This is a genomic window from Vibrio eleionomae (assembly GCF_009874545.1).
Taxonomy (GTDB): domain Bacteria; phylum Pseudomonadota; class Gammaproteobacteria; order Enterobacterales; family Vibrionaceae; genus Vibrio; species Vibrio nitrifigilis.
The window spans coordinates 15,269-39,289 of the sequence record NZ_WEKT01000029.1; the positions used below are offsets into that span (position 1 = coordinate 15,269).

Here is a 24,021-nt window from a genome sequence, read left to right on the forward strand (position 1 = left end):
TGTGTCTGAATTTGCGATTGAAACCAAAGGTCTAAGTAAGCGTTTTGACCAAGTAAACGCGCTCGACAACATTAATATCTCCATTCATAAGGGGGAGTTTGTGGCGATCATGGGCGCTTCCGGTTCAGGGAAAACCACTCTAATGAACATTTTGAGTTGTTTGGATACCGCAACGGAAGGCCAAGTGATTCTCGATGGACAAGATGCGGCGGGTCTCGATGAAGATGGTCGCCGCGCATTTCGCGCTGAAAAAATTGGCCTGTTGTTCCAGCAGTTCCACTTAATTCCCTACCTAACCGCGCTGGAAAACGTGATGCTCGCGCAGCATTACCATAGTGTCACCGATATTGAAGCTGCGAAAAAAGTGCTAGAAGATGTCGGGTTAGGGCATCGTATCGATCACTTACCGAGTCAACTTTCAGGTGGTGAGCAGCAGCGGGTCTGTATTGCGCGTGCTCTCGTTAATGAATGTCCGATTCTGTTTGCCGATGAACCGACAGGTAACCTTGATGAAGCGAACGAACAGATCGTACTGGATATTTTCCAACGTTTGCACAAGCAAAACCGTACCATCATCATGGTGACCCATAACCCAGATTTAGGGCGTTATACCGACCGTATTATTCGTTTGCAGCACGGTAAATATATGGGTGAGGAAGTAATGCATGCGAATTAAGCATCTTACAATGGCTGTGCTGTGTGCAGCCGTTGTTGCTTTAACCGGATGTAAAGAGCAAAAGCTCGCGATTGGTTCGCCTGCACCGGATTTGGCGGTCATGGATAACGCCCAACAGAAAATGACCTTAGAATCACTGCGTGGCCAGCCAGTGGTGGTCGAGTTTTGGTCTTCAACTTGTGGTGCTTGTTTGGTCATGATGAAAGCATGGCAAGACTACGCCGACACTCATCCCAATAAGATGCGCTTTATTGGGGTGGGTATTAAACCCTATCCTGATGATTTGCAAGCGTTTGCCGATAAGCTGAATGTCTCGTTACCACTAGGCTTAGACCAACTGGGTATTACCCAAGAAAAATACCAAGTGGTCGCTACCCCAACCACCTTCTTTATTGATAGACAAGGTGTGTTAAAAGAGATTCATATCGGATATTCACCGGGTATGGACCTTGATCACTACGTTAATCTTATTCAATAACCTGCTGATTCAATTAAGTAGAATTTATAAAAAGGATCATTCATGACTCGTTGTTCTTGGTTAAAGCAGATTAGTGTGCTGCTTTTCTCTCTTGTTTCCATGGCGTCTTTTGCTGCGCCAACGGCTCATCAGATCGAAGTCGGTCAGGCAGAAATCTTTCTACCGCAAGCGGGGGCACATGCGACTGGCTCAAAAATGACGATTTACAATCGGTCAGATAAGCCTCTGATTATTAATAAAGTAGTCGGTGAAGAGTTCAAACAGATCATGTTGCATAAAACCAAATTTGAAGGCGGTAAACGCGTCATGTTTATGGTCAAGCATCTGATTATTGGCCCACATCAACAATTGGCCATGACACCCAATACCGCGCATGTGATGTTAATGGGATTTAAGCACCCACTCAAAAAGGGCGAACTGGTTTCGCTGACGTTAATGACCAACCAAGGTAAAGTGCCCGTGATTGCTCGCGTTGCACCAATGCATTTACGTTAAGGAGGCGGCTGATGAAACCTTATAAAACCGTAATAAGTTCGCTTTTTTTGCCGTCTGTATTGTTGTTGTCAGGCTGTTTTGATGACAGTCATTCTTCTGCACCCAAAGAGGTAAAACAGGTTATTAGCAGTGATGGGGCACAACATATCAAAGACAGTGGCAAAATCGTGCATAAAGATCCACGCCGAACCTTGCTTGATGTCGCGGGGTTAGGACAAATCCACGCTAGTGCCAAGCAGATTATGCATACTTATCTGCAGCCTGTGCTGGTGGATTTTAAACAAGCGTCGGTAACAGAAAATCAAGCAGCGATTGAGGCGTTTCATCAGAGGCAGAAATCACATCAATTAACGCTCACATCAATGGCTGATGGTCAGCTGTTTGCAGGAATGAACAAACGACCAGACCAAGCCCTCATTTACCTAGTAAAACAGCCGCAAGGTGCCATCGATAAAGTAGTATTTCCTATTGAAGGAGAAGGGTATTTATCCCAGTTAAAAGGTTTTATCGCCCTCGACATCCATGATTGGCACATTGATAACATCGCTTTTTATCAGCAAGGCGAAACGCCTTCACTAGGCGGTCATATCATGACGGATCAAACGTGGTTAGCACAGTTTCACGGTAAACAGATTTACCAACAAGGTAAGCCTGTGTTTAAGGTCATATCTAAACATCCTGCGTCTTTGGATGACCATGCGATAGATGGTATTTCTGGCGCAACCAACACCAGTAATAGTGTGCAGAATTTGATTAATGATTGGATGGGGCAAAACGGCTTTGCTCCATTATTAGAGAAGATTCAAAAGCAAGCCCATCTATAAGAAGAAAGGCAGCGTGAGCTGCCTTTTTCATCATGAATTTAGTGAACTATTCCAAGCTCAAGGGCAAACTTGGCGGGCAAAGATTAACGTTCGTGCTCTGGCAACAGCGGTGGAACCGATGGCACAGTGGGGGCGTTATCAATGTCTGCTTGGGTCATTTTGAATTCTGCAGGGAATAAGTCAGGGTCAGTACGACGCGCAGGTTCAGTAGAACGCCAAGTGTATAAACAGTGTTGGCATTGGTAGACTTCCCACACATCAGGTACGGGAGATTTTGCCAGTATTTCAATATGGTCTTCACCGCAACGTGGACAAATCATTATTTATTCTCCTGTTTTTGTTTAGCAATCATCGCTTGTAATTTACCAATCCACTCTTTGGTTTCAGGCAAATCTTTTACTGGTTGGCTGTAGTTACCGCGATTGTCTGGAGCAACAGGAGTGGTGGCATCAATAATTAATTTATCGGTGATACCCGCAGGTGAAGAGCCTGGGTCTAGCTCTAGTACTGACATATTTTGTAGTTGTACTAAATCGCCAGCAGGGTTCACTTTTGAAGACATCGCCCACATCACTTGTTTGAGATCGAACGGGTCAACATCCTCATCCACCATGATCACCATTTTCACATAACCTAAGCCGTGGGGCGTAGTCATGGCTCGTAGACCAACGGAGCGAGCGAAACCACCAAAACGTTTCTTAGTAGAAATGATGGCAAGAAGGCCATGCGTGTACATAGCGTTAACCGCTTGTACTTCAGGGAATTCTGCTTTCAGCTGTTGGTAGAGAGGCACACAGGTTGCAGGCCCGATTAGGTAATCAATTTCGGTCCAAGGCATGCCGAGGTAGAGTGATTCATAAATAGGGTTAGTACGATAAGAGACTTTATCGATACGCACGACTGTCATATTTCGACCGCCTGAATAGTGCCCAGTGAACTCACCAAATGGGCCTTCAATTTCACGCACGCGACTTTCGATCACCCCTTCCAAAATCACTTCGGATCCCCATGGGACATCAAACCCTGTTAATGGGGCAGTCGCGATTGGGTAAGGTTTTTCACGCAGTGCACCAGCCATTTCATATTCAGATTGATCGTATTTCAATGGTGTGGCTCCCATTAAAGTGATCATCGGTTCGTTACCAAGCGTAATTGCAATTGGGAGATCTTCGCCACGCTCTTCAGCCTTGTTTAGATGAATCGCAATGTCATGCATTGGAATCGGTTGTAAACCCAGTTTGCGTTTACCTTTGACTTCAAGGCGATAAATGCCAACGTTTTGCTTGTCGAAGTTATCAGGCTCTAGTGGATCGCGAGAAATGGTACACGCTTTATCGAGATAGAAACCGCCATCACCATCGTTTAAACGAAACAGTGGCAGAATATCGAATAGGTTGATGTCGTCACCATCAACGGTATTTTCAGCCCATGGTGGATTATCGCGACGCTCTGGAGCAACAGGGAAATTATCCCAGCGGCGAATAAACTCAGCGATTTGATCTTTAACCGCCGTGTTCGGTGCCAAGTTCATTGAAATGGCATGGTTTTCCCAAGATCCAATGGTGTTCATGGCGACGCGTGCGTTGGTAAAGCCTTCTATATTGTCAAACCAAATCGCGGGGGCGCCTTCACCGATTCGCCCAGTCGCATTGGCTGCGGCAGCAATATCAGGTTCTGCTTTGACTTGTTCTGAGATTCGTAGCAGTTGTCCCTGCTCATCTAATGATTGCAGAAAACTGCGTAAATCATCGTACGCCATTATGTACTCCTTAAATAAGTGATAAATCGATTCGTTATGAGAGCCCTTGCCAGCGTTTCGCTTTAGGAAAGTCGAGATCAAATTGGTCTAATACGCGGGCAACAATATGATTTTTAATATCATCGATGGTTTCTGGATGGTTATACCAAGCAGGCATCGGAGGAATCATGGTGACGCCTTTTTCGGCGAGGGCGAGCATGTTTTCTAAATGGATGGTACTCAAAGGGGGTTCACGTGGTACAAGAACGAGTTTACGATTCTCTTTTAGCACCACGTCTGCGGCTCGTCCCACTAATCCATCGGCATAGCCAGCGCGAATTCCTGCGAGAGTTTTCATGCTGCAAGGGATGATAATCATACCGTCAGTTTTAAATGAACCGGAAGAGATGGCCGCGGCTTGATCTGATGAACTGTAGGTGACATCGGCAAGCGCTGCAACTTCTCGAGCTGTGTAGTGTGTTTCTAATTCAATCGTTGTTTTTGCCCAGCGCGACATAACCAAATGTGTTTCTACATCTGGAATCTCATTGAGCGCTTGCAACAGTGATACTCCTAACGGTGCACCAGTAGCACCGGTTATTCCTACTATAAGTTTCATAGAACACCCTTAATGTTCGTGTACGAACTTTAAGGGTAAGTTATGCTATCTATCAATTAAATGCAATAGGTCGAATACAAAAATAGATCGTGCACGAACTTTTTTCTGTCCACGCTCACATTTCTAGTTAGGCTACCACTCTTTTGTGAAACTTATGATAGAGTGTTGATAGTTATCAATAATCGATGAGTTGTAAAAGAATATGTATTCCAAATTAGACCATGTTGCTTTTCACCTTATGCGTAAGTTGTTTCAAGAACATACCGCAAGTTGGCAGCGTGGCATGCCTAGTCTAACGAAACCACAGTATTCTGTAATGCGAGCTGTCTCAGACCAACCAGGTATTGAGCAGGTAGAATTGATGGATGCCTCTGTCACAACAAAAGCGACGTTGGCCGAAATGTTAGGACGAATGGAAAAGCGTGGTTTAATTCGTCGCGAGCAAAGTGAGACAGATAAACGTCGCCGGTTTGTTTTTTTAACTCCCGAAGGTGAAGAGTTGCTCAATGAAGCAACGCCGATAGCCAATAATGTCGATGATGTTTACCTTGAGCGTTTAACGAAAGAAGAGCACGATGAATTTATTCGTTTGCTGAAAAAGTTAGTTACGCCTAAACATCGCGCATAATGAGACTCTTTAGATAATGGGGAGCTTCTCTACAATGATCCCCCATTTCTATGCTTTTGGTTTTCCAATTCCCTCAATACGTAGATTTCAGGGCGCTATCATTGAGCAGGTCAAGTTTAATCACGAAATGAATGCCAATATCATTAAGTATCTTGATGGCAGCGACGGTATACGAGAGGAGAACAATTGAGTGACGATTTGAATAACCGAGAAAATACCGCTTGAGAAGATAGACCTAAACGCTGACTTATTTCCAACATCGGTAGATTCGTGTTAATCAATAAATCACAGGCCTTTTTAATTCTGACCTGATGCACCACTTTGGTAAAGTGAGTGTGATTGTGTTGTAAACGTTGGTTGAGTGTCCATCGACTAATATTTAATTGGCGGCATACTTTTACTAATAACTGACTATTAGTGGTTGGTACTGGTTGCTCTATTAGCTTTTCCACCAGTTCGGCAACAATACTATCCCATGGCTCCGAGGCTTTATTGGTAAAGCATTTCTTTTTAATTTCTATTTTTTGTAGTTGGTATAAAGAATGATTAAACTGCGAGTTTTTTATGGTTAATGAATCTTTATAAACTAACATTGATTGGGTGTGATGATTATATTCACATTGATCGTTAAAAAATTGATTAAAATGATGCTGATAACTTGAAGGAACGTGACTAATGTTTATTTTTACATGTGGGATTTGGCAATAAAATCCTAATAAATTATAGATGAGAATAAAGTTGCTTATTGCACCTAAACTTAGAATATTATCAGGTTGTTCATTATCTAATTCTATTTGCCAATAATTCTGACAATATTGTAGTGTTAGGCGATTAGTATCTTCAATCAATACACGATTTTCAACAAAGTTTTGCAAGGCTGTGGCGACATCAGGGCTATTTAAACACAGGCCAATTAACTCAGGATAACGTTGCTACACAAAGTGAATTGTTTCAGGAGAATGCCTTTGTTCAATTAAGTATTCATAAAATAAGGATTTATAATTTAGTAAAGAGGTTAAAAATGCCCAATACTGTTGCTGGTTAAGTCTGCCATTATTACATTCTAATTCGTCGGTCGTTATTCCAGAATGTAACAGTATAATTTCAGGTCGAACTCCTCGTTGTTTTAGATAATCTAAAATATCGATTGCGATCCAATTAGCACAGCTTCCCACCACTGTTCTCCTGTTATTGGTAAACGTTATTTATTATTGTTTATCCTGTTGTTAAATAAATTTATAACGAATTGAAGAGAACAACAAATAGGGCGTTTGGATTTATGACTAAGCCCGCAATTCCTTCAAGATAAAATCAAAATAGTTATTAAAAAATGAAAACGAGAGCTTAGTCATAGTTATATCCAAATAACCTCAAGATGAGTTCCCGAACCGTGAGGACATTTTCGCTGAGTCAGCGCCTTGAGGTTATTGGATGATATATTATTACGGTGTGACGACACCTCCCGTTGCGGTCACGCTTATTCCTGATGGCAGAGCCATGGCATTTGCAGTGGTTGGTATCACGATCGGACGATTAACTCTAAATGTGACCGGGGTGATTTGAGAAATATCAGATGATGGGCTGATGTAAGCCTTGTAACTACCGGATGCGACGATCCATTGGTTGTTTGCTGCGTCAAAGCTGGCTAACCAGCGGGTAGGAATTACAAAGTCCAAGGTTTGACGACGACCCGGCTGCAATGTATGCGTTTTATTGAAAGCTTTTAGCTCATAGTTAGGTTTGGTTAGGCCATTTTGGGGCGCTGCTACATAAACTTCGGCAATTTCTTTGCCTGCTACATTACCGGTGTTGGTTATTGTGACACTTAATTCGACCGATCCATTTTCTTTGCTCTGCGACACGTTGTTATTCACTACTCGTGGATGAGAATAGCTAAAGTTGGTGTACGACAAGCCATAAGCAAATGGGTAAGAAACGTCGACATCATTGCTGCTGTAATACCGGTAACCAACCATAATGCCATCATCATAATAGTTAGTATCTATGGTGCCATCGTCATCTGTATCAACACCATCAAAGGAGTCAGCTGATGGTACATCAGAATATGATTTAGGGAAGGTTTGTGCCAATTTCCCACTCGGGTTTGTCACACCTGCGAGAATTTCGGCAATAGCGGTGCCGGCTTCTTGGCCTGGCATGTAAGCAAGGAGAATACTATCGACATCGGATTTCCAGGATTCAGTATCTATCACGCCCGGTACATTTAGAATCACGACCACTTTTTTCCCTTGAGCATGGAATGCTTCAGAAACTCGGCTAATAAGATCGGTTTCATTGGTAGAAAGCAAGTAGTCACCTTCAGTATCGGTGCGGTCGGAACCTTCGCCAGACAAGCGCGATAGGCTAATAACAGCAACACTGTCGGTTTTAGCTGCACGAGTAATTTGGTCGTCACTGAGCTCTGGTTCATCGCAGTAATAAATCGTACTGATGCCCAGAGAGTCTGTATCCTCGGTTCTATTTTCGCTATACCAAGTGCTATAGAGATCTTCTAAAGTACTATCCACTGTAAATTCTGCCGCTAACCCATCTGCAATGTTGATGGTGTGTTCACTGTGCACATCCCCACTACCTGTTCCGCCTTTACGGGTCGTGTATTGAGCGATACCAAATGATGCGACGGTTTGACCACTGTAAAGAGGCAATGTAGAAGCATCGTTTTTCAACAACACCATACTTTCTTCTGCTGCCTGTTTGGAAAGCGTTGCGTGTGCATCTAAATCCGGTGAATTACTTGGTGTTTCTTGGATAAATGAAGGGGTTTTGATCATTTGCGTCACGATATGAATCGCATTTTCAGTAATGGTTTTTTCAGTGAGCGTACCTGCTGAGTAGGCTTTTTCTAAGACGCTCAACTGCTCTTCACCGCTGACTGAATTAGTGCCGCCTGGTTGCAACAGATCGTTGCCCGCATTTTCTTGGTCTAACGCGCTGTCACCGGCATACCAATCACTCATCACTAATCCTTTAAATCCCCATTCATTGCGCAGGATATCGGTAATTAAATCATGATGTTGCGATGTATATGTTCCATTTACTTTATTATAGGACGTCATTAACGCCCAAGGTTGTACTGTTTCAACGGTATCTTTAAACCCACGTAAATAAATTTCACGCAGCGCACGAGGTGAAATAATATTATCCACGTTCATTCGATTGGTTTCAGAGTTATTGGCCACAAAGTGCTTGATGGTGACGCCAACCCCTTGCGATTGAACCCCTAGCGTTTCTGCCGCGGCTATTTTCCCAGCGACCAGAGGGTCTTCAGAAAAATATTCAAAATTTCGACCGTTAAGTGGATTTCGCTGAATGTTCATTCCTGGGGCTAGCCAAAAATCAACGCCATACGCACGCGCTTCTTCTCCGACCGCTTCACCTACTTTTTCAACGAGTGCGGTATCCCAACTAGACGCGAGTAAAGTGCCAACCGGGAAAGCGGTTGCGTAATAGGTTCCGGAATCATCATCGCGAGTAGGATCAATACGAATCCCAGCTGGGCCATCAGACAGCACGGCGGCAGGAAGGTTGATGCCATTATCTTCATCAGCAAGACCATTAATGTATCCAGCAGTGCCTTCAACCGTTTTTAATGCATTGTTGCCATCGTAGCCGTAACCGGGGCCAACTAGGATCGTGAGCCGTTGAGTTATACTCATTTTTTTGACGATTTGGGTGGCTAACATTTCGGGAGTCACTTTCTGTCCATGATCAGAATGGTGAGCCGCTATAACCGCTGGAGAACATGCCAAGGCAAGTGCTGCAGCGACCGCACTAAGCGGAAATAGTGAGGTGACAGATTTCATTGTTCTATCCTTATTTATTTGATTTTTAATAATTTATGTCAGAGGGGTAGAGAGGTGATGGTTCATGAATAGCAGCGCCCTCTAACTGCTATCTCAAGCTGACTGTAGACCAGTTAATACGCGATTTTTGTGCTGTGGGGTGGCAGTTTTTTGCTTTTCGGTGAAATCGTATGTTCTGGAAGTAAAATCAAACAAATGCTCGTTCGAGTAAACGCTTGAGGCTCTGGAGAATCGTGACTTCATTATGTCGCAAATCGACCTTCCCTAGACGCTAATAAACAGTTCTCCGAATGGCTCTGTCTATAACATCTTAATTACACCAAGGGAGAAAACGACGGCAATAACAACGTCGGCATGGAGAGATAAGATGTTTACAAAAGACGATTCGATTGAGGGATTCGATGACGCAATATGGCAGGCAATGCAACTTGAGGCGACGCGTCAAGAGGAACATATCGAGCTGATTGCGTCAGAAAACTACGCAAGTCCTCGGGTTATGGAAGCTCAAGGTTCCGTGCTAACTAATAAATATGCCGAAGGATATCCAGAGAAGCGTTACTACGGTGGGTGCGAATATGTCGACCAAATTGAAACATTAGCCATGGAGCGGGCATGCCGTCTTTTTTGTGCCGACTATGCAAATGTGCAACCGCATTCCGGCTCACAAGCGAACTCTGCTGTCTATGCCGCATTATGCCAACCTGGTGACACTATTTTAGGGATGAGTTTAGATCACGGTGGTCACCTCACTCACGGAGCAAAAGTGAGTTTTTCCGGCAAAATCTACAACTCGGTTCAATATGGAATCACACCTGATACAGGCGAGATCGATTACGCTCAAGTTGAACAGCTCGCGTTAGAACATCGGCCTAAAGTGATTGTGGCTGGGTTCTCTGCTTATTCACGTAAAGTCGATTGGGCTAAATTTCGAGAAATTGCGGATAAAGTCGATGCTTATCTGTTTGTCGATATGGCGCATGTGGCTGGGCTTGTCGCCGCGAAACTTTATCCCAATCCCGTGCCATGGGCTGATGTCGTCACAACCACAACTCATAAAACCCTGCGAGGACCTCGGGGTGGGCTAATTTTGGCTCTAGAAAACCCTGAATTAGAGAAAAAATTAAATTCGGCCGTGTTCCCAGGTGGGCAAGGTGGGCCTTTAATGCATGTGATAGCGGCAAAAGCGGTCGCCTTTGCAGAAGCTCTGCAACCAGAATTCGTTGCTTATCAGCAGCAGGTCATTATCAATGCGCAAACTATGGCTGAAATACTGGCTGCGCGTGGCTATGACATTGTTTCCAATGGTACAGATAACCACTTGTTCTTATTAAGTTTAGTTAAGCAAGGATTAACCGGTAAAGCCGCCGATGCCGCATTAGGTCGCGCTAACATTACCGTGAATAAAAATGCCGTACCTAACGATCCTCAATCACCGTTTGTCACCTCTGGATTACGTATCGGTTCCCCAGTGATAACGACCCGTGGATTTAAAGAAGAGCAGTGCACTCTGCTGGCCGGTTGGATCGCTGACATTCTTGATGTCCTCGATAACCATGAATTATTGGAAGAAAAAATCCAACAAGTGAAGTCTCAGGTCATCTCGTTATGCGCAGATTTTCCTGTGTACCGCTAAGCCCGGAAAGGAAACTAGGAGAACAATTATGGAACGTTATTCGGGATTTGGGCTGTTAAAACATAGCTTTGGTTATCACGAAAACTGGCAGCGTCTATGGAGAAATCCACAGCCGAAGAAAAAGTACGACGTCATCATTGTTGGCGGCGGTGGTCACGGCTTAGCAACGGCTTATTATCTTGCGAAAGAACACGGTATCACCAATGTTGCAGTGATTGAAAAAGGGTATTTAGGGGGCGGTAACACCGCGCGTAATACCACGATTGTACGCTCAAACTACTTATGGGATGAGGCCGCCAATCTTTTTGAACACTCTTTAAAGCTTTGGGAAGGGTTATCGCAAGATTTGAACTACAACGTGATGTTCTCTCAGCGAGGCTGTTTGAACGTAGGTCATACCTTACAAGATATGCGTGATATTGAACGACGTGTGAACGCCAACCGTATGCAGGGCATTGATGGCGAAGTGTTGGATGCCAAGCAAGTAAAAGAAATTGTCCCTGCGATGGACATTTCACAAAATCGCCGTTATCCGGTGATGGGAGCATCATGGCAGCCGCGTGCTGGTATCGCTCGTCATGATGCGGTCGCATGGGGTTTTGCTCGGGGTGCGGACAGCATGGGGGTTGATCTAATTCAACAGACGGAAGTGTTAGGTTTTGAAATTGAAGATGGCACGGTAGTTGGGGTGAAAACCGATCGCCATGGCGTGATCAAAGCCGATCGTGTTGGTTGTGTTACCGCTGGACATTCAGGCGTCATGGCAAAACGCGCGGGCTTCGAAATGCCGTTAGAGTCTCACCCCCTACAAGCCCTCGTTTCTGAACCGATCAAACCCGTCTTCGATACTGTCGTTATGTCTAATCATGTACACGGCTATGTCAGTCAATCGGATAAAGGCGATTTGGTCATTGGTGCGGGTATTGATGGCTACAACGGCTACGGTCAACGTGGATCTTATCCTACGATTGAACACACTATCCAAGCCATTGTGGAAATGTTCCCCATATTTAGTCGGGTACGTATGAACCGTCAATGGGGTGGGATTGTTGATACCACCAATGATGCTTGCCCAATTATCACCGACACCCCCGTTGATAATCTGTTCTTCAATTGTGGTTGGGGAACGGGTGGATTCAAGGCAACGCCAGGGTCTGGCAATGTATTTGCCGCAACGCTAGCAAAAGGGGAACTGCATGAGTTGGCGAAACCGTTCTCAATGTTTCGCTTTCATGATGGTTCACTGGTTGATGAGCACGGCGCGTCTGCGGTCGCACACTAAGCTAAGGAGAGCAAAATGTTTCATATTTATTGTCCCTATTGCCAAGAAATGCGTAGTGAAGAGGAATTTCATCCCCACGGCCAAGCACATCTTGAGCGTCCGTTAGACCCTGATAATTGCAGTGATAAAGAATGGGGTGAGTTTCTCCATTTTCGTACTAACCCAAAGGGGCTTCATCACGAAATGTGGCACCACTCGGCAGGATGCCGTAAGTATTTCAATATCGCTCGTGATACCGCGACGTATGAAATTAAGCAGGTGTACAAAATGGGTGAAAAGCCCCAACCCGCTGAAGAATCGACCCAAGGAGTGGAATGATGAGTCAACCCAATCGATTAATGTCTGGTGGACGTATTGAACGCGCCAAACCACTCAGTTTTACCTTTAATGGCAAACAATATCAGGGTTTTGAGGGCGATACTGTTGCATCTGCTTTATTGGCGAATGGTATCGATATCGTCGGGCGTAGCTTCAAATACAGTCGTCCACGCGGAATTATCGCCGCCGGTCCTGAAGAGCCAAACGCGATTTTACAAGTGGGCGCAACAGAGGCCACCCAAATTCCTAATGTGCGTGCAACTCAACAAGAGTTGTACGAAGGTTTGGTTTGCACTTCAACCAACGGTTGGCCTAATGTTGAATCTGATGTCATGGGACTAGTTGGTAAGGTAGGCGCGGGACTAATGCCTCCAGGTTTTTACTACAAAACCTTTATGTCACCTGCCAAAATGTGGCCAACGTATGAGAAGTATATTCGTAAAGCAGCAGGCTTGGGACGTTCACCAACCGAAGCCGATCCGGACATCTATGATCATATGAACCAACATTGTGATCTGTTGATCGTGGGGGCGGGGCCAGCAGGGTTAATGACCGCTTTGTGTGCTGCCCGGGCTGGCGCGCGAGTGATTATCGCTGATGAGCAGAATGAATTCGGCGGTAGTTTATTATGTGGCGACCAAGTGATTGATGGTAAGCCAGCGCTGGATTGGGTGGCTGACACTATCGAAGAGCTGGCGGGTTATCCAGATGTGACGATGCTCAATCGTGCGACGGTTAATGGCTACCACGATCATAACTTTTTAACCATTCATGAACGTTTAGCCGATCATCTCACCGATTTTGTCGGGCGTGACAAAGCTCGCCAGCGCATTCATCGTGTCCGAGCTAATTGGGTTGTGCTCGCCACTGGCGCGCATGAACGTCCATTGGTTTACGGTAACAATGATGTTCCGGGTTGTATGCTTGCTTCTGCTGTGGCTACTTATATCAATCGTTATGCTGTTATACCCGGTTCTAGTCTTGTACTAATGACGACTAACGATAGTGCCTATCAAACCGCTCTTGATTGGTTCTCAGCGGGTAAGCCCGTTAGTGCTATTGTCGATACACGCCAAAGTGTGTCGGGGGATTTGATTGATAAGGCGCGAGCCTTTGGGATCAAAATCATTACAGGCAGTGCCGTTATCGATGTGACAGGAACGAAGCGCGTTCAAGGCGCTGTGGTTGCTAAGCTCAACGATGCGGGTGACCAAGTTATTGGAAAATCGGAAATTATCGCTTGTGATACCGTCGCAAGTTCGGGGGGTTGGAGCCCTGTTGTCCACTTGTCTTGTCACTCTGGTAGTCGCCCAGTCTGGGATGAACAAGCGATTGGGTTTGTGCCTGGAGAAACCATTCAACGACAGCTTACTGCAGGTTCAATCAATGGATTGCAGACTCTCGCAGAGGTTATCGAACAAGGGTTTGAAGTTGGCCAGAGTGTTGTGAAACGCCTCAATTTTGCTAGCAGTGTGATGAGCTGTCCTAAAGTGTCATCTCCTAAGGTGGGGCAACCTATGGCTCTATTCCATATTCCGCACACAAAGCCCACCTCGCGTGCTCCAAAGCAATTTGTAGATTATCAGAACGACGTAACTGCTGCGGCCATTGAGTTGGCAACCTTAGAAGGGTTTGAATCGATTGAACACGTTAAACGTTATACCGCGTTAGGCTTTGGTACCGATCAAGGGAAAATGGGTAATATCAATGGTATGGCCATTGCCGCCAAAAAGTTAGGGCAGACCATTCCACAGACAGGAACCACCATTTTCAGGCCCAACTATACTCCCGTAACCTTTGGTGCGATTGCTGGGCGTAACTGTGATGAACTATTTGATCCGCTGCGTTATACCGCGATGCATGAATGGCATGTAGCACATGGGGCAAAATTTGAAGATGTGAGCCTTTGGAAACGTCCTTGGTATTACCCTAAAGCAGGTGAAACCATGCAAGAAGCGCTCAATCGCGAATGTAAAGCCGTGCGCTCAAGCGTCGGTATTATTGATGCCTCTACGCTGGGCAAGGTCGATATTCAGGGGAAGGACGCGCGAGAATTTATCGGTCGCATCTATTCCAATGCTTGGGCTAAGTTGGGGGTAGGTAAATGCCGTTACGGCGTAATGTGTGGTGAAGATGGAATGGTTTTTGATGATGGGGTGACTTCTTGTCTAGGCGAGAACCATTTTCTCATGACCACAACCACCGGTGGTGCTGCTCATGTGCTTGAATGGCTTGAACTTTATCATCAAACCGAATGGCCCGAGTTAGAAGTTTATTTCAATAGTGTAACCGATCACTGGGCAACCATGACATTGGGCGGTCCTAACAGCCGCAAGCTGTTGGCAGAACTGACCGACATCGATCTCAGTGGTGATACCTTTAAGTTTATGGATTGGAAAGAGGGTAAAGTGGCCGGAGTGCCTGCTCGGGTATTTCGTATCTCCTTTACGGGTGAACTGTCGTTTGAAATTAACGTGCAAGCTAATTACGCCCAATATGTGTGGGATAAACTCTTTGAGCATGGCGAGAAGTATCAACTTACGCCATACGGCACCGAAACTATGCACATTCTGCGTGCTGAAAAAGGCTTTATTATCACAGGTCAGGATACCGATGGTTCCGTCACTCCATATGATTTAGGAATGGCGTGGTGTGTTGGCAAAAACAAGCCCTTTAGTTTTATTGGCAAACGGGGTATGGCGCTTGAGGCTAATGCACGCTCCGCTCGAAAACAACTTGTTGGTTTGAAAACCCTAGATCCCAAGGTGATTTTGCCAGAAGGCGCTCAAGCGGTAGCTAATCCCAATCAACCCATTCCAATGACCATGCTTGGTCATGTGAGTTCAAGTTATTGGAGCGCGAATTTAGACCGAAGTATTGCCATGGGATTCATTATTGATGGTCAAAATCGCATGGGGGAAAAGGTGTATTACCCATTAGTTGATGGCCGAGTTATCGAAGCCGAAATCTGTAGCCAAGTCTTTTTTGACCCAGAAGGAGAGCGTCAACATGTCTGATGTACTTTCACCTGAAAAGAAATTAACACCAGTAACAACCCTCGTTGCCGTGATGGATCAATATTCAGAAACGCCAGCTCAATCGCCTATTTCTGATAGTCAAAAAAAGGGAATCGTGCAGCCTGCTACTCGCCAATCTGGTGTTGTGATCAAAGAGCTTGCTCTGATGGGACATTTGATTATTCGCGGCAATGCCGATAATGAGGTATTTGTTGAAGGTGTCACTAATGTTCTTGGGTTGGCACTGCCGACTAAACCGTTGACGACCGCTGCCAATGATGTGACCAGTATCTTGTGGTTGAGTCCCGATGAATGGCTAGTGCTGTCATCAGCAGATATGTTGTATGACATTGAAGTCGCGCTTCGCGAGAAGCTAACCGGTCATTTTTCTATTGTGAATCAAAGTGGTGGACAAACCGTGATTGAGTTAACGGGATTAAACGTTGTTGAGGTGCTAAAAAAGAGTACCTCGTTGGATGTTCATCCTAATTCTTTTCCGGTCGGCAAAGTCGCGGGTTCGTTGTTAGCGAAAAGCTCCGCAACGTTCTACCACTGCGGTGAAAATCAGTGGCGTTTAATTGTCAGACGCAGTTTTGCGGATTACATCTGGCGTTGGTTGATAGATGCCAGCAAAGAGTTCGGCCTCACGATTGAAAAATAATAAAGAAGCCGAGCGGCTACTTCACACTGCTCGGCTTATTTTTATGGAGCAGGTTATATGCAGACCACCCATTCTGGAACTTGGATTTTTACTGGCAGTTGTTCAAGCCAGCTCGGAACGGTCGATGTAGTGACTCGATACATGGCGGAATCAGGGAATTATATTAACGAAATACATTCTTTTGATGACCGAGTGCAAGGGATGTTCTTTCTGCGTATCGAATTTACGCCGCCGAGTGCTGATTTCTCCGTTGCTCACTTTAACGATGAGTTTGTCGAGCGGGCCGCTGAATTTGATATGACTTGGGCTCTTTCCCCAGCAGCCAAGAAAGAGCGTGTTGCCATACTGGTATCGAAATACGATCACTGTCTTAATGATCTTCTGTTCCGTGTTCGAACTGGGCAGCTCAATATTGATATTCCCGTGATCATCTCTAACCATCCTGATCTCGAGCCTCTGGCTAAATGGCATAATATTCCCTACTACCATTTACCGATTACACCTGATACGAAATTGGAACAGGAGCAGCAGATTCTCGGGCTACTTGCTGAATATCGTATTGATTTAACAGTACTTGCTCGCTATATGCAGGTGCTTTCTCCATCCATGTGCCAACAACTGGATGGTAAAGCGATCAATATTCATCATTCACTGTTACCTGGATTTAAAGGGGCTCGCCCATATCATCAGGCGTGGGAAAAAGGTGTTAAGATGGTCGGTGCTACCGCGCACTATGTGAATAATGACTTAGATGAAGGACCGATTATTACCCAAGGAATTCAGACGGTTAATCACGCACTGTATCCTGAACAGTTGATCTCTAAAGGGCAAGATATAGAAAGAATTACCCTCTTTAATGCGGTTCGTTATCACGTTGAAAAGAGAGTCTTTTTAAGTGGAAAACGCACCGTTGTGTTTGATAATTAACCTCGATAAAGGATCGATCACTTAGCAATGGGAGGGTAAACCTCCCATTTCTTTTACTGGTCGCGAAAAGGGTCGACATTAGTGGTGCAAATGTCGTTTCAGAGCTCTAAAGGTAACGCCGCTTATTCAATAATCGCTAGGTGTGAGCATTAACTCTTTGGAGCTGTTATGAACATCAGCGTATTTGATTTGTTTAAAGTGGGAATTGGTCCGTCAAGCTCCCATACCGTTGGACCGATGAAAGCGGCCTATCTTTTTGTCCAAGAGCTGCAAAAAGCCGATCTGCTTGGACAAGTTGAAGCGGTGAATATCACGCTATTTGGATCGTTAAGTGCAACGGGTGTCGGTCACAGCACCGATAAGGCGGTGATCATGGGGTTAATGGGCTATCAACCCGACATGATTGAACCGGCCCTGATTGATCCTGCCATTCAAGCTGTCCTAGAAACCCATTCATTAATGCTAGCCAATAAGAGAACCATCCACTTTGATTGGCAAATGGATCTTATCTTTGATCCGCAAGTACTGGATTATCATCCTAATGCCATGACGTTAACTGCCTATGATTCAACGCGCAGAGAGCTTAAACAGAAAACCTATTATTCTGTTGGCGGTGGGTTTGTGCTTGATGAGCTGGATATTGCCCATACGAATCAAGAGCCCATAATGGTCGATATACCTTATCCTTATCGTAGTGGTGAGATGTTGCTAGACATTTGCACGAAACATCAGCTGCGAATTAGTGATGTGGTATTACACAATGAACAAGCACTATGTCGCGAGTCAGATGTTAAAGCATCCATTTATCAATTGTGGAAAGTAATGCAAGAATGCATTGCTAACGGTATTGAAAATACGGGAATTTTGCCTGGTGGTTTACAGGTAAAACGCCGCGCGGCCTCTTTGCATCAAGCGCTATTACAAGCCTCTGAACATGATGTGATTTATTCCACTTTAAGTGGCATGGATTGGGTCAATTTATTTGCTCTCGCGGTGAATGAAGAAAATGCCGCGGGAGGACGTATGGTCACCGCTCCCACCAATGGTGCCGCGGGTATTATTCCGGCGGTGCTGATGTATCACATGCGTTTTCATGCGAATGCAAAGCCAAAAGATGTGGTGACATTTTTCCTTGCGGCAGCCGCGGTGGGCTCGCTGTGTAAAATGAATGCCTCAATCTCAGGGGCCGAAGTGGGGTGTCAGGGCGAGGTCGGTTCGGCTAGTGCAATGGCTGCTGCAGGGTTAGCGGAAGTGTTAGGGGGCACGCCAGAGCAAGTTGAAAATGCGGCGGAAATCGCCTTAGAGCATAACCTTGGCCTAACTTGCGATCCTGTTGGTGGATTGGTTCAAGTTCCATGCATTGAACGTAACGCGATTGCTGCTGTTAAATCAATTAACGCAGCGAATATGGCATTAAGAGGTGATGGACAACATTTCATTTCGTTAGATAAAGTGATTAGAACTATGCGAGATACTGGTCGAGATATGCAAGATAAGTACAAAGAAACCTCCCGTGGTGGTTTAGCCGTTAATGCCATTGAGTGTTAATGAATGTGAGTGATGGTTACAGCTGTGTTGGGAAATATAATGCATTGTTGCATAACGGTGCAATTGAGCAAATTTGGTGCTACCTACAGGGATTATTTTGGTGAAAATTGGCTCAAATTAGGATAGAAGAATGGAAACGACTGAACATAATTTTCAGACTGTCCATAACAAGTTGCTGAATATTGTGTAGTTGATTGCATAGGTAACAAAAATTTAATAAAGAGTAAATATTGGGCGCATTAATTGCAAAACAGATTGAGCTCAACGGCTAAAAATTAAGCATCGAGAGTCTACCTAAAATAAATCTCCAACAATCTTCAAATGCAATGGAGTGCGTCATGTCAAAATCAATCAATGCCCCTGATGAAAAACCCAAAAGGGAAGTGAACCGGATCGGTTTTTTATTGCTGAATAATTTTACTATGTTAGCGCTTGCCTCTGCCGTGGATCCACTGCGGATGGCAAACCAATTAACCGGTAAAACGTTGTACGATTGGTACGTTATTAGTGAAGATGGTAACAAGGTGAAAGCGAGTGATGGGATTACGGTCAATCCTGATACGGCGATGAGTGATGCACCGCCTTTGGACACGCTAATTGTAGTCGGTGGCGTGAACATTGTGCATAGTTATACGCGTCGCCAAATTGGTTGGTTGCAATCGCTATCACGTAAGCATGTTCGCCTGGGTGGTGTTTGCACTGGGCCTTATCTTTTGGCCGAAGCGGGCCTACTGGATGGTTACCAGTGTAGCGTACATTGGGAATGTTTAGCCACTTTGCAAGAGCGACATCCACGGGTGAATTGCTTAAATCATCTGTTTGTGATTGATCGTGATCGCATGACTTGTAGTGGTGGTTCAGTACCATTGGAGATGATGATCACTATGATCCAAAAGGATTTTGGACGTGAGTTAGCGGCCAGCATCTCAGAAATGTTCATCTGTGATAGGGTTCGTGGTGAAAATGATTACCAACGAGTCCCACTGAAACATATGTTAGGTACCGCTCAGCCGAAATTAGTGGAAGCCATTACGTTAATGGAAGCCAATATTGAAGAAGTGATCGAGCTCGATGAGCTAGCCTCTTACGTTGGATTATCTCGCCGTCAACTAGAGCGGTTATTTCAAAAATACCTGCAGTGTTCCCCTTCAAAATATTACCTCAAGTTACGCTTGTATCGAGCTCGTCAACTTTTACGGCAAACCACGATGTCGATTATCGATATCGCTACTGCTTGTGGATTTGTCTCTTCGCCTCACTTTAGTAAGTGTTATCGCTTGCACATTGGTATTTCGCCTAAAACTGAACGTATTGGTTCACAAGGTGGCGTTTTAAGTACTCATGGACCGATGCCAGTGTTAACCAATACTAATGTGATTCCAATGATTGATGAAACGATGCCGCAATGGCGTTCATCACAGGCACTTTTCGAAGCTCAAAATGAGCCTACGTACGGCTCAGTCTCCATATAACGCATAGTTAAGCTGTTAAAAAGCGTCGTCCTTAGTGGCGGCGCTTTTTTCGTATTTTGGCTGCGCAATGGGAATTTTAGATGCCGTTTTCAGAACAGTGTTGCTATTCCGTAATACCTATTCTGGTTAGTAACAGGAAACAACACGAATAGGTGATGAGATGAACGCAACGGATTTGCATGAAGATGCTATCGTCATTGACGGCTTAGTCATTGCGAAATGGGAGAGGGCACTATTTCAAGATATGCGTGAAGGCGGTTTAACTGCGGCTAACTGTACGGTATCGGTGTGGGAAGGCTTTCAAAACACCGTCGACAACATTGTCGATATGAACAACTTACTGGAAGAGAACAGCGATTTAGTCTTGAAAGTAAAAACCACAGCCGATATACGCCGAGCTAAGCAAGAAGGTAAAACAGGCATCATGATGGGCTTTCAAAACGCCCATGCTTTTGAAGATCAATTAGGTTATGTACAAGTCTTTAAAGACTTAGGCGTCGGCGTGGTTCAAATGTGTTACAACACGCAAAACCTAGTCGGAACGGGCTGTTATGAACGTGATGGTGGCTTATCAGGGTTTGGTCATGAAATCGTGGCAGAAATGAATGACGTTGGCATGATGTGCGACCTTTCTCATGTAGGAGGGAAAACGTCCCAAGAAGTGATCCTTGCCTCGAAAAAGCCTGTTTGCTACTCACACTGTTTACCCAGTGGCTTAAAAGATCATCCCCGCAATAAATCCGACGAAGACATCAAATTTATCGCTGATCATGGCGGTTTTGTTGGCGTCACCATGTTCGCTCCTTTCCTCAAAAATGGCATTCACTCGACTATCGATGATTACGTAGAGGCGATCGCTTACATCTTTAATTTAGTGGGCGAAGACCATATCGGTATAGGCACAGATTTTACCCAAGGACAAGACCAACCCTTCTTCGAATGGCTTACGCACGATAAAGGTTATGCCCGCCGTTTAACGAATTTTGGCGAAATCATTAATCCAGAAGGCATTCGCACCTTAGGTGAGTTTCCTAATTTGACGGCAGCCTTGCTTAAACATGGTTTTAGTGAGTCGCAAGTGCGCAAGATTATGGGTGAGAACTGGTTACGTGTTTTAGGTGAAGTTTGGGGCGAATAGCCAACTGGAATAACGACAGGACAGATTAAGAAAGGGAGAATTCGATATGACCACACATGCACCTGAATTGCCTATTGTCGTCGATGATGACACCGGCGTTTGGACCACCGACGCACTGCCGATGCTCTATGTACCACGACATTTCTTTGTCAACAACCACATGGGGATTGAAGCAGAGATTGGCGCCGAACGTTATGCCGATATTCTGTACAAAGCGGGATACAAATCCGCTTACTATTGGTGTGAAAAAGAGGCAGAAGAACACGGTTTAGTAGGACGTGAAATCTTTGATCATTACATGAAACGCTTATCGCAACGTGGCTGGGGATTTTTCATCACGGAAGAGTTAGATATTGAAAAAGGCCAAGCGCGAGTAAGGCTTGAGAACTCGTGCTTTGTTTATCAATACGGCAAAGTGAATCGGAAAGTGGATTACATGTTCACTGGATGGTTTGCCGGAGCACTTGATCAAGTTGCTCAAAGCATGGGCTTAAGCGTTAAAACGCGCGCGATTCAAACCCAAAGCGGCGCTGAAGAAGGCTGTGATTTTGGCCTATTTGAAGTGACCCCTATTTAATAAAAACAGCGCTTATAACGATTAAAAAAAGTCAGCATTGTCAAGGAAGACAGCCCTGCGCTTTGATAAAAGCGAGGGCTAGTGCAGAGGTGAAGCATGTCCCAGTTCGATATTCTGTTCCAACCATTAAAGATTAATAACACCACCATTCGTAACCGTATTGTCAGTACTGCACACGCCGAGGTGTACGCGACTGATGGGGGGATGACGACCGAACGTTATGTCAAATACTACGAAGAAAAAGCCAAGGGTGGATGTGGCTTATGTATTTGTGGCGGTTCGAGTGTGGTTTCTATTGATAGCCCGCAAAGCTGGTGGAGCTCGGTGAATCTTTCCACCGATAGAATCATTCCCCATTTCCAAAACTTAGCCGATGCTGTCCATAAACATGGTGGCAAGATCATGATTCAGATTTCGCATATGGGGCGACGCTCACGCTGGGATGGAGAAAACTGGCCGAACTTGATGTCACCATCGGGGATTCGTGAACCCGTGCATCGTGCGACATGTAAAACCATCGAAGTCGAAGAAATCTGGCGCGTGATCGGCGATTTTGCTAAGGCGGCCGTGCGCGCAAAAGAAGGCGGGTTAGACGGCGTTGAACTCTCTGCGGTACACCAACATATGATTGACCAATTTTGGTCGCCACGTGTCAATAAACGCACCGACGAATGGGGTGGTTCATTTGAAAACCGTATGCGCTTTGGGATGGAAGTGTTAAAGGCAGTACGTGAAGCCGTTGGTCCGGATTTTGTTGTCGGGATGCGCATCACTGGTGATGAATTTCATCCTGATGGCTTAACCCATGATGATATGAAGCAAATAGCGGCCTATTACGATGCAACTGGTCAGGTCGATTACTTTGGTGTTGTGGGATCTGGCTGTGACACTCACAACACGCTAGCGAATGTGATTCCAAATATGAGCTATCCACCAGAGCCGTTCTTACATTTGGCCGCAGGTATTAAAGAAGTGGTCTCTGTTCCGGTGATTCACGCCCAAAATATCAAAGACCCAAATCAGGCAAAACGGATTCTCGAAGCAGGTTATGTCGATTTTGTTGGAATGACTCGTGCCCATATTGCCGACCCTCATCTTATCGCCAAGATCAAACTAGGCCAGACCGATCAGATTCGCCAATGTGTGGGGGCCAACTACTGTATTGACCGCCAATACATGGGGTTAGATGTACTGTGTATTCAAAACGCAGCAACCTCGCGTGAATACATGGGGTTGCCCCATCTCATAGAAAAGACCAAAGGACCCATTCGCAACGTAGTGATTGTTGGGGGAGGCCCCGGTGGGTTGGAAGCTGCGCGAGTAGCAGCTGAACGCGGTCACAAAGTAACGCTATTTGAAAAATCGAGCGAATTAGGGGGGCAAATTACCATTGCGGCCAAAGCCCCTCAGCGAGATCAAATGGCGGGTATTACGCGTTGGTTAGCTATGGAAGTCAATCGCCTTGGCGTTGAAGTATTGCTCGATACTGCGGCCAGTGCCGATATGATTCGCGAGCTGCAACCAGACGTGTGCATTTTAGCAACCGGTGGCACGCCATTTCTGGAACAAAATCCAGAATGGGGCGCCGCAGAAGGGTTGGTGGTCTCTTCTTGGGACATCTTAAAAGGCACGGTTGAGCCGGGAAAAAACGTGCTGATTTTCGACACTATTTGTGAGTTTTCCGGTATGTCTGCGGCTGACTATCTCTTGTCGAAAGGTGCCAAAGTGGAACTGGTAACTGACGATATAAAACCAGGTGTTGGCATTGGAGGAACGACCTTCCCAACTTATTATCGCAGCCTCTATGAAAAAGAGGTCATCATGACGTCTGATCTCGCGTTAATCAAAGTCTATCGCGAGGGCGAAAACCTCATTGCGGTATTAGAAAATGAATACACCGGACGCAAGGAAGAGCGCGTGGTGGACCAAATCGTGGTAGAGAATGGCACTCGTCCAAATGAAGCCTTGTATTACGAACTCAAAGCAGAGTCGGTAAACCGTGGTCAGGTTGATAATGAAACCTTGTTTGCTGCCAAAGCCCAACCGGTATTAAACGAAGCTCAAGACGGCATGATTTTATGGCGCCTTGGTGACTGTGTTTCTCAGCGCAATACACATGCGGCGATATACGATGCATTGCGTTTGTGCAAAGACTTGTAAGGTGAT

The 24,021-nt window shown here is 45.3% G+C and carries 21 protein-coding genes; 16 read left to right on the top strand and 5 right to left on the bottom strand.

The window, feature by feature from the left end; genetic code table 11:
- Nucleotide 1: 1 nt before the first annotated feature.
- Genes F9817_RS14655 through F9817_RS14670 form a run of 4 tightly spaced genes read left to right on the top strand, consistent with a single transcriptional unit; the run spans nt 2 to nt 2,473 of the window.
- Nucleotides 2-676 carry an ATP-binding cassette domain-containing protein gene (locus F9817_RS14655; protein WP_161156843.1) on the top strand — a complete coding sequence of 225 codons (675 nt, stop codon included), beginning with the start codon at nt 2-4 and terminating at the stop codon, nt 674-676.
- Nucleotides 666-1,154: a TlpA family protein disulfide reductase gene (locus F9817_RS14660; RefSeq protein WP_161156845.1), complete on the top strand. Its 489-nt coding sequence runs from the start codon at nt 666-668 to the stop codon at nt 1,152-1,154. Before F9817_RS14655 ends, F9817_RS14660 begins: the two co-directional genes overlap by 11 nt.
- Nucleotides 1,155-1,196: 42 nt before the next feature.
- Entirely contained in the window at nt 1,197-1,649 is a 453-nt protein-coding gene (locus F9817_RS14665; RefSeq protein WP_161156847.1) for a copper chaperone PCu(A)C, read from the top strand.
- A gap of 11 nt (nt 1,650-1,660) precedes the next feature.
- Nucleotides 1,661-2,473 (top strand): FMN-binding protein, encoded by an 813-nt coding sequence (locus F9817_RS14670; RefSeq protein WP_161156849.1) that lies wholly within the window; start codon nt 1,661-1,663, stop codon nt 2,471-2,473.
- 83 nt (nt 2,474-2,556) lie between these two features.
- Here the strand turns inward: F9817_RS14670 and F9817_RS14675 are convergent, their stop codons facing one another.
- Genes F9817_RS14675 through F9817_RS14685 form a run of 3 tightly spaced genes read right to left on the bottom strand, consistent with a single transcriptional unit; the run spans nt 2,557 to nt 4,830 of the window.
- Nucleotides 2,557-2,793, bottom strand: a complete 237-nt coding sequence (locus tag F9817_RS14675) for a non-oxidative hydroxyarylic acid decarboxylases subunit D (protein WP_161156851.1) — start codon at nt 2,791-2,793, stop codon at nt 2,557-2,559.
- Nucleotides 2,793-4,232, bottom strand: a complete 1,440-nt coding sequence (locus F9817_RS14680; RefSeq protein WP_161156853.1) for a non-oxidative hydroxyarylic acid decarboxylases subunit C — start codon at nt 4,230-4,232, stop codon at nt 2,793-2,795. Before F9817_RS14680 ends, F9817_RS14675 begins: the two co-directional genes overlap by 1 nt.
- 34 nt (nt 4,233-4,266) lie before the next feature.
- On the bottom strand, nt 4,267-4,830 hold the full coding sequence (locus F9817_RS14685; RefSeq protein WP_161156855.1) for a non-oxidative hydroxyarylic acid decarboxylases subunit B: 564 nt from the start codon (nt 4,828-4,830) through the stop codon (nt 4,267-4,269).
- Between the two features lie 202 nt (nt 4,831-5,032).
- Here F9817_RS14685 and F9817_RS14690 point away from each other — a divergent pair, with 202 nt between their 5' ends.
- Nucleotides 5,033-5,458, top strand: a complete 426-nt coding sequence (locus F9817_RS14690) for a MarR family winged helix-turn-helix transcriptional regulator (protein ID WP_161156857.1) — start codon at nt 5,033-5,035, stop codon at nt 5,456-5,458.
- Between the two features lie 143 nt (nt 5,459-5,601).
- Here F9817_RS14690 and F9817_RS14695 read toward each other — a convergent pair whose 3' ends face one another.
- The gene (locus tag F9817_RS14695; RefSeq protein WP_161156859.1) at nt 5,602-6,333 is read right to left on the bottom strand and encodes a helix-turn-helix transcriptional regulator; all 732 of its coding nucleotides are present in this window, start codon (nt 6,331-6,333) and stop codon (nt 5,602-5,604) included.
- Between the two features lie 567 nt (nt 6,334-6,900).
- A complete protein-coding gene (locus tag F9817_RS14700; protein ID WP_161156861.1) occupies nt 6,901-9,282 on the bottom strand; it encodes a glycoside hydrolase family 3 C-terminal domain-containing protein in 2,382 nt (793 codons plus the stop codon).
- A gap of 367 nt (nt 9,283-9,649) precedes the next feature.
- Here F9817_RS14700 and glyA point away from each other — a divergent pair, with 367 nt between their 5' ends.
- The 11 genes from glyA (at nt 9,650) to F9817_RS14755 (ending at nt 24,015) form a co-directional block, all read left to right on the top strand.
- On the top strand, nt 9,650-10,915 hold the full coding sequence (glyA, locus tag F9817_RS14705; RefSeq protein ID WP_161156863.1) for a serine hydroxymethyltransferase: 1,266 nt from the start codon (nt 9,650-9,652) through the stop codon (nt 10,913-10,915).
- A gap of 28 nt (nt 10,916-10,943) precedes the next feature.
- Nucleotides 10,944-12,197, top strand: a complete 1,254-nt coding sequence (locus F9817_RS14710) for a sarcosine oxidase subunit beta family protein (protein WP_161156865.1) — start codon at nt 10,944-10,946, stop codon at nt 12,195-12,197.
- 15 nt (nt 12,198-12,212) lie between these two features.
- Entirely contained in the window at nt 12,213-12,515 is a 303-nt protein-coding gene (locus F9817_RS14715; protein WP_161156866.1) for a sarcosine oxidase subunit delta, read from the top strand.
- A complete protein-coding gene (locus tag F9817_RS14720; RefSeq protein WP_237476261.1) occupies nt 12,512-15,532 on the top strand; it encodes a sarcosine oxidase subunit alpha in 3,021 nt (1,006 codons plus the stop codon). Before F9817_RS14715 ends, F9817_RS14720 begins: the two co-directional genes overlap by 4 nt.
- On the top strand, nt 15,525-16,193 hold the full coding sequence (locus tag F9817_RS14725; RefSeq protein ID WP_161156868.1) for a sarcosine oxidase subunit gamma: 669 nt from the start codon (nt 15,525-15,527) through the stop codon (nt 16,191-16,193). Before F9817_RS14720 ends, F9817_RS14725 begins: the two co-directional genes overlap by 8 nt.
- A 57-nt stretch (nt 16,194-16,250) precedes the next feature.
- Nucleotides 16,251-17,120 carry a formyltetrahydrofolate deformylase gene (gene purU, locus F9817_RS14730; RefSeq protein ID WP_161156871.1) on the top strand — a complete coding sequence of 290 codons (870 nt, stop codon included), beginning with the start codon at nt 16,251-16,253 and terminating at the stop codon, nt 17,118-17,120.
- 168 nt (nt 17,121-17,288) lie between these two features.
- Nucleotides 17,289-18,668, top strand: coding sequence for an L-serine ammonia-lyase (locus tag F9817_RS14735; protein ID WP_161156873.1), 1,380 nt, complete (start codon nt 17,289-17,291; stop codon nt 18,666-18,668).
- 338 nt (nt 18,669-19,006) lie between these two features.
- Entirely contained in the window at nt 19,007-20,140 is a 1,134-nt protein-coding gene (gene gbdR, locus F9817_RS14740; protein ID WP_161156875.1) for a choline metabolism transcriptional regulator GbdR, read from the top strand.
- A 160-nt stretch (nt 20,141-20,300) separates the two neighbouring features.
- Nucleotides 20,301-21,278: a dipeptidase gene (locus F9817_RS14745; RefSeq protein ID WP_161156876.1), complete on the top strand. Its 978-nt coding sequence runs from the start codon at nt 20,301-20,303 to the stop codon at nt 21,276-21,278.
- Nucleotides 21,279-21,324: 46 nt separating this feature from the next.
- Nucleotides 21,325-21,855 carry a DUF5943 domain-containing protein gene (locus F9817_RS14750; RefSeq protein ID WP_161156878.1) on the top strand — a complete coding sequence of 177 codons (531 nt, stop codon included), beginning with the start codon at nt 21,325-21,327 and terminating at the stop codon, nt 21,853-21,855.
- 96 nt (nt 21,856-21,951) lie between these two features.
- On the top strand, nt 21,952-24,015 hold the full coding sequence (locus F9817_RS14755) for an NADH:flavin oxidoreductase (RefSeq protein WP_161156880.1): 2,064 nt from the start codon (nt 21,952-21,954) through the stop codon (nt 24,013-24,015).
- The last annotated feature ends 6 nt before the right edge of the window (nt 24,016-24,021 follow it).

Bases quoted from the DNA above. Each gene is read 5' to 3' on its own strand.
- F9817_RS14660 (WP_161156845.1), top strand. From the start codon at position 666: ATGCGAATTAAGCATCTTACAATGGCTGTGCTGTGTGCAGCCGTTGTT.
- F9817_RS14665 (WP_161156847.1), top strand. From the start codon at position 1,197: ATGACTCGTTGTTCTTGGTTAAAGCAGATTAGTGTGCTGCTTTTCTCT.
- F9817_RS14670 (WP_161156849.1), top strand. From the start codon at position 1,661: ATGAAACCTTATAAAACCGTAATAAGTTCGCTTTTTTTGCCGTCTGTA.
- F9817_RS14675 (WP_161156851.1), bottom strand. From the start codon at position 2,793: ATGATTTGTCCACGTTGCGGTGAAGACCATATTGAAATACTGGCAAAA.
- F9817_RS14680 (WP_161156853.1), bottom strand. From the start codon at position 4,232: ATGGCGTACGATGATTTACGCAGTTTTCTGCAATCATTAGATGAGCAG.
- F9817_RS14685 (WP_161156855.1), bottom strand. From the start codon at position 4,830: ATGAAACTTATAGTAGGAATAACCGGTGCTACTGGTGCACCGTTAGGA.
- F9817_RS14690 (WP_161156857.1), top strand. From the start codon at position 5,033: ATGTATTCCAAATTAGACCATGTTGCTTTTCACCTTATGCGTAAGTTG.
- F9817_RS14700 (WP_161156861.1), bottom strand. From the start codon at position 9,282: ATGAAATCTGTCACCTCACTATTTCCGCTTAGTGCGGTCGCTGCAGCA.
- glyA (WP_161156863.1), top strand. From the start codon at position 9,650: ATGTTTACAAAAGACGATTCGATTGAGGGATTCGATGACGCAATATGG.
- F9817_RS14710 (WP_161156865.1), top strand. From the start codon at position 10,944: ATGGAACGTTATTCGGGATTTGGGCTGTTAAAACATAGCTTTGGTTAT.
- F9817_RS14715 (WP_161156866.1), top strand. From the start codon at position 12,213: ATGTTTCATATTTATTGTCCCTATTGCCAAGAAATGCGTAGTGAAGAG.
- F9817_RS14720 (WP_237476261.1), top strand. From the start codon at position 12,512: ATGATGAGTCAACCCAATCGATTAATGTCTGGTGGACGTATTGAACGC.
- F9817_RS14725 (WP_161156868.1), top strand. From the start codon at position 15,525: ATGTCTGATGTACTTTCACCTGAAAAGAAATTAACACCAGTAACAACC.
- purU (WP_161156871.1), top strand. From the start codon at position 16,251: ATGCAGACCACCCATTCTGGAACTTGGATTTTTACTGGCAGTTGTTCA.
- F9817_RS14735 (WP_161156873.1), top strand. From the start codon at position 17,289: ATGAACATCAGCGTATTTGATTTGTTTAAAGTGGGAATTGGTCCGTCA.
- gbdR (WP_161156875.1), top strand. From the start codon at position 19,007: ATGTCAAAATCAATCAATGCCCCTGATGAAAAACCCAAAAGGGAAGTG.
- F9817_RS14745 (WP_161156876.1), top strand. From the start codon at position 20,301: ATGAACGCAACGGATTTGCATGAAGATGCTATCGTCATTGACGGCTTA.
- F9817_RS14750 (WP_161156878.1), top strand. From the start codon at position 21,325: ATGACCACACATGCACCTGAATTGCCTATTGTCGTCGATGATGACACC.
- F9817_RS14755 (WP_161156880.1), top strand. From the start codon at position 21,952: ATGTCCCAGTTCGATATTCTGTTCCAACCATTAAAGATTAATAACACC.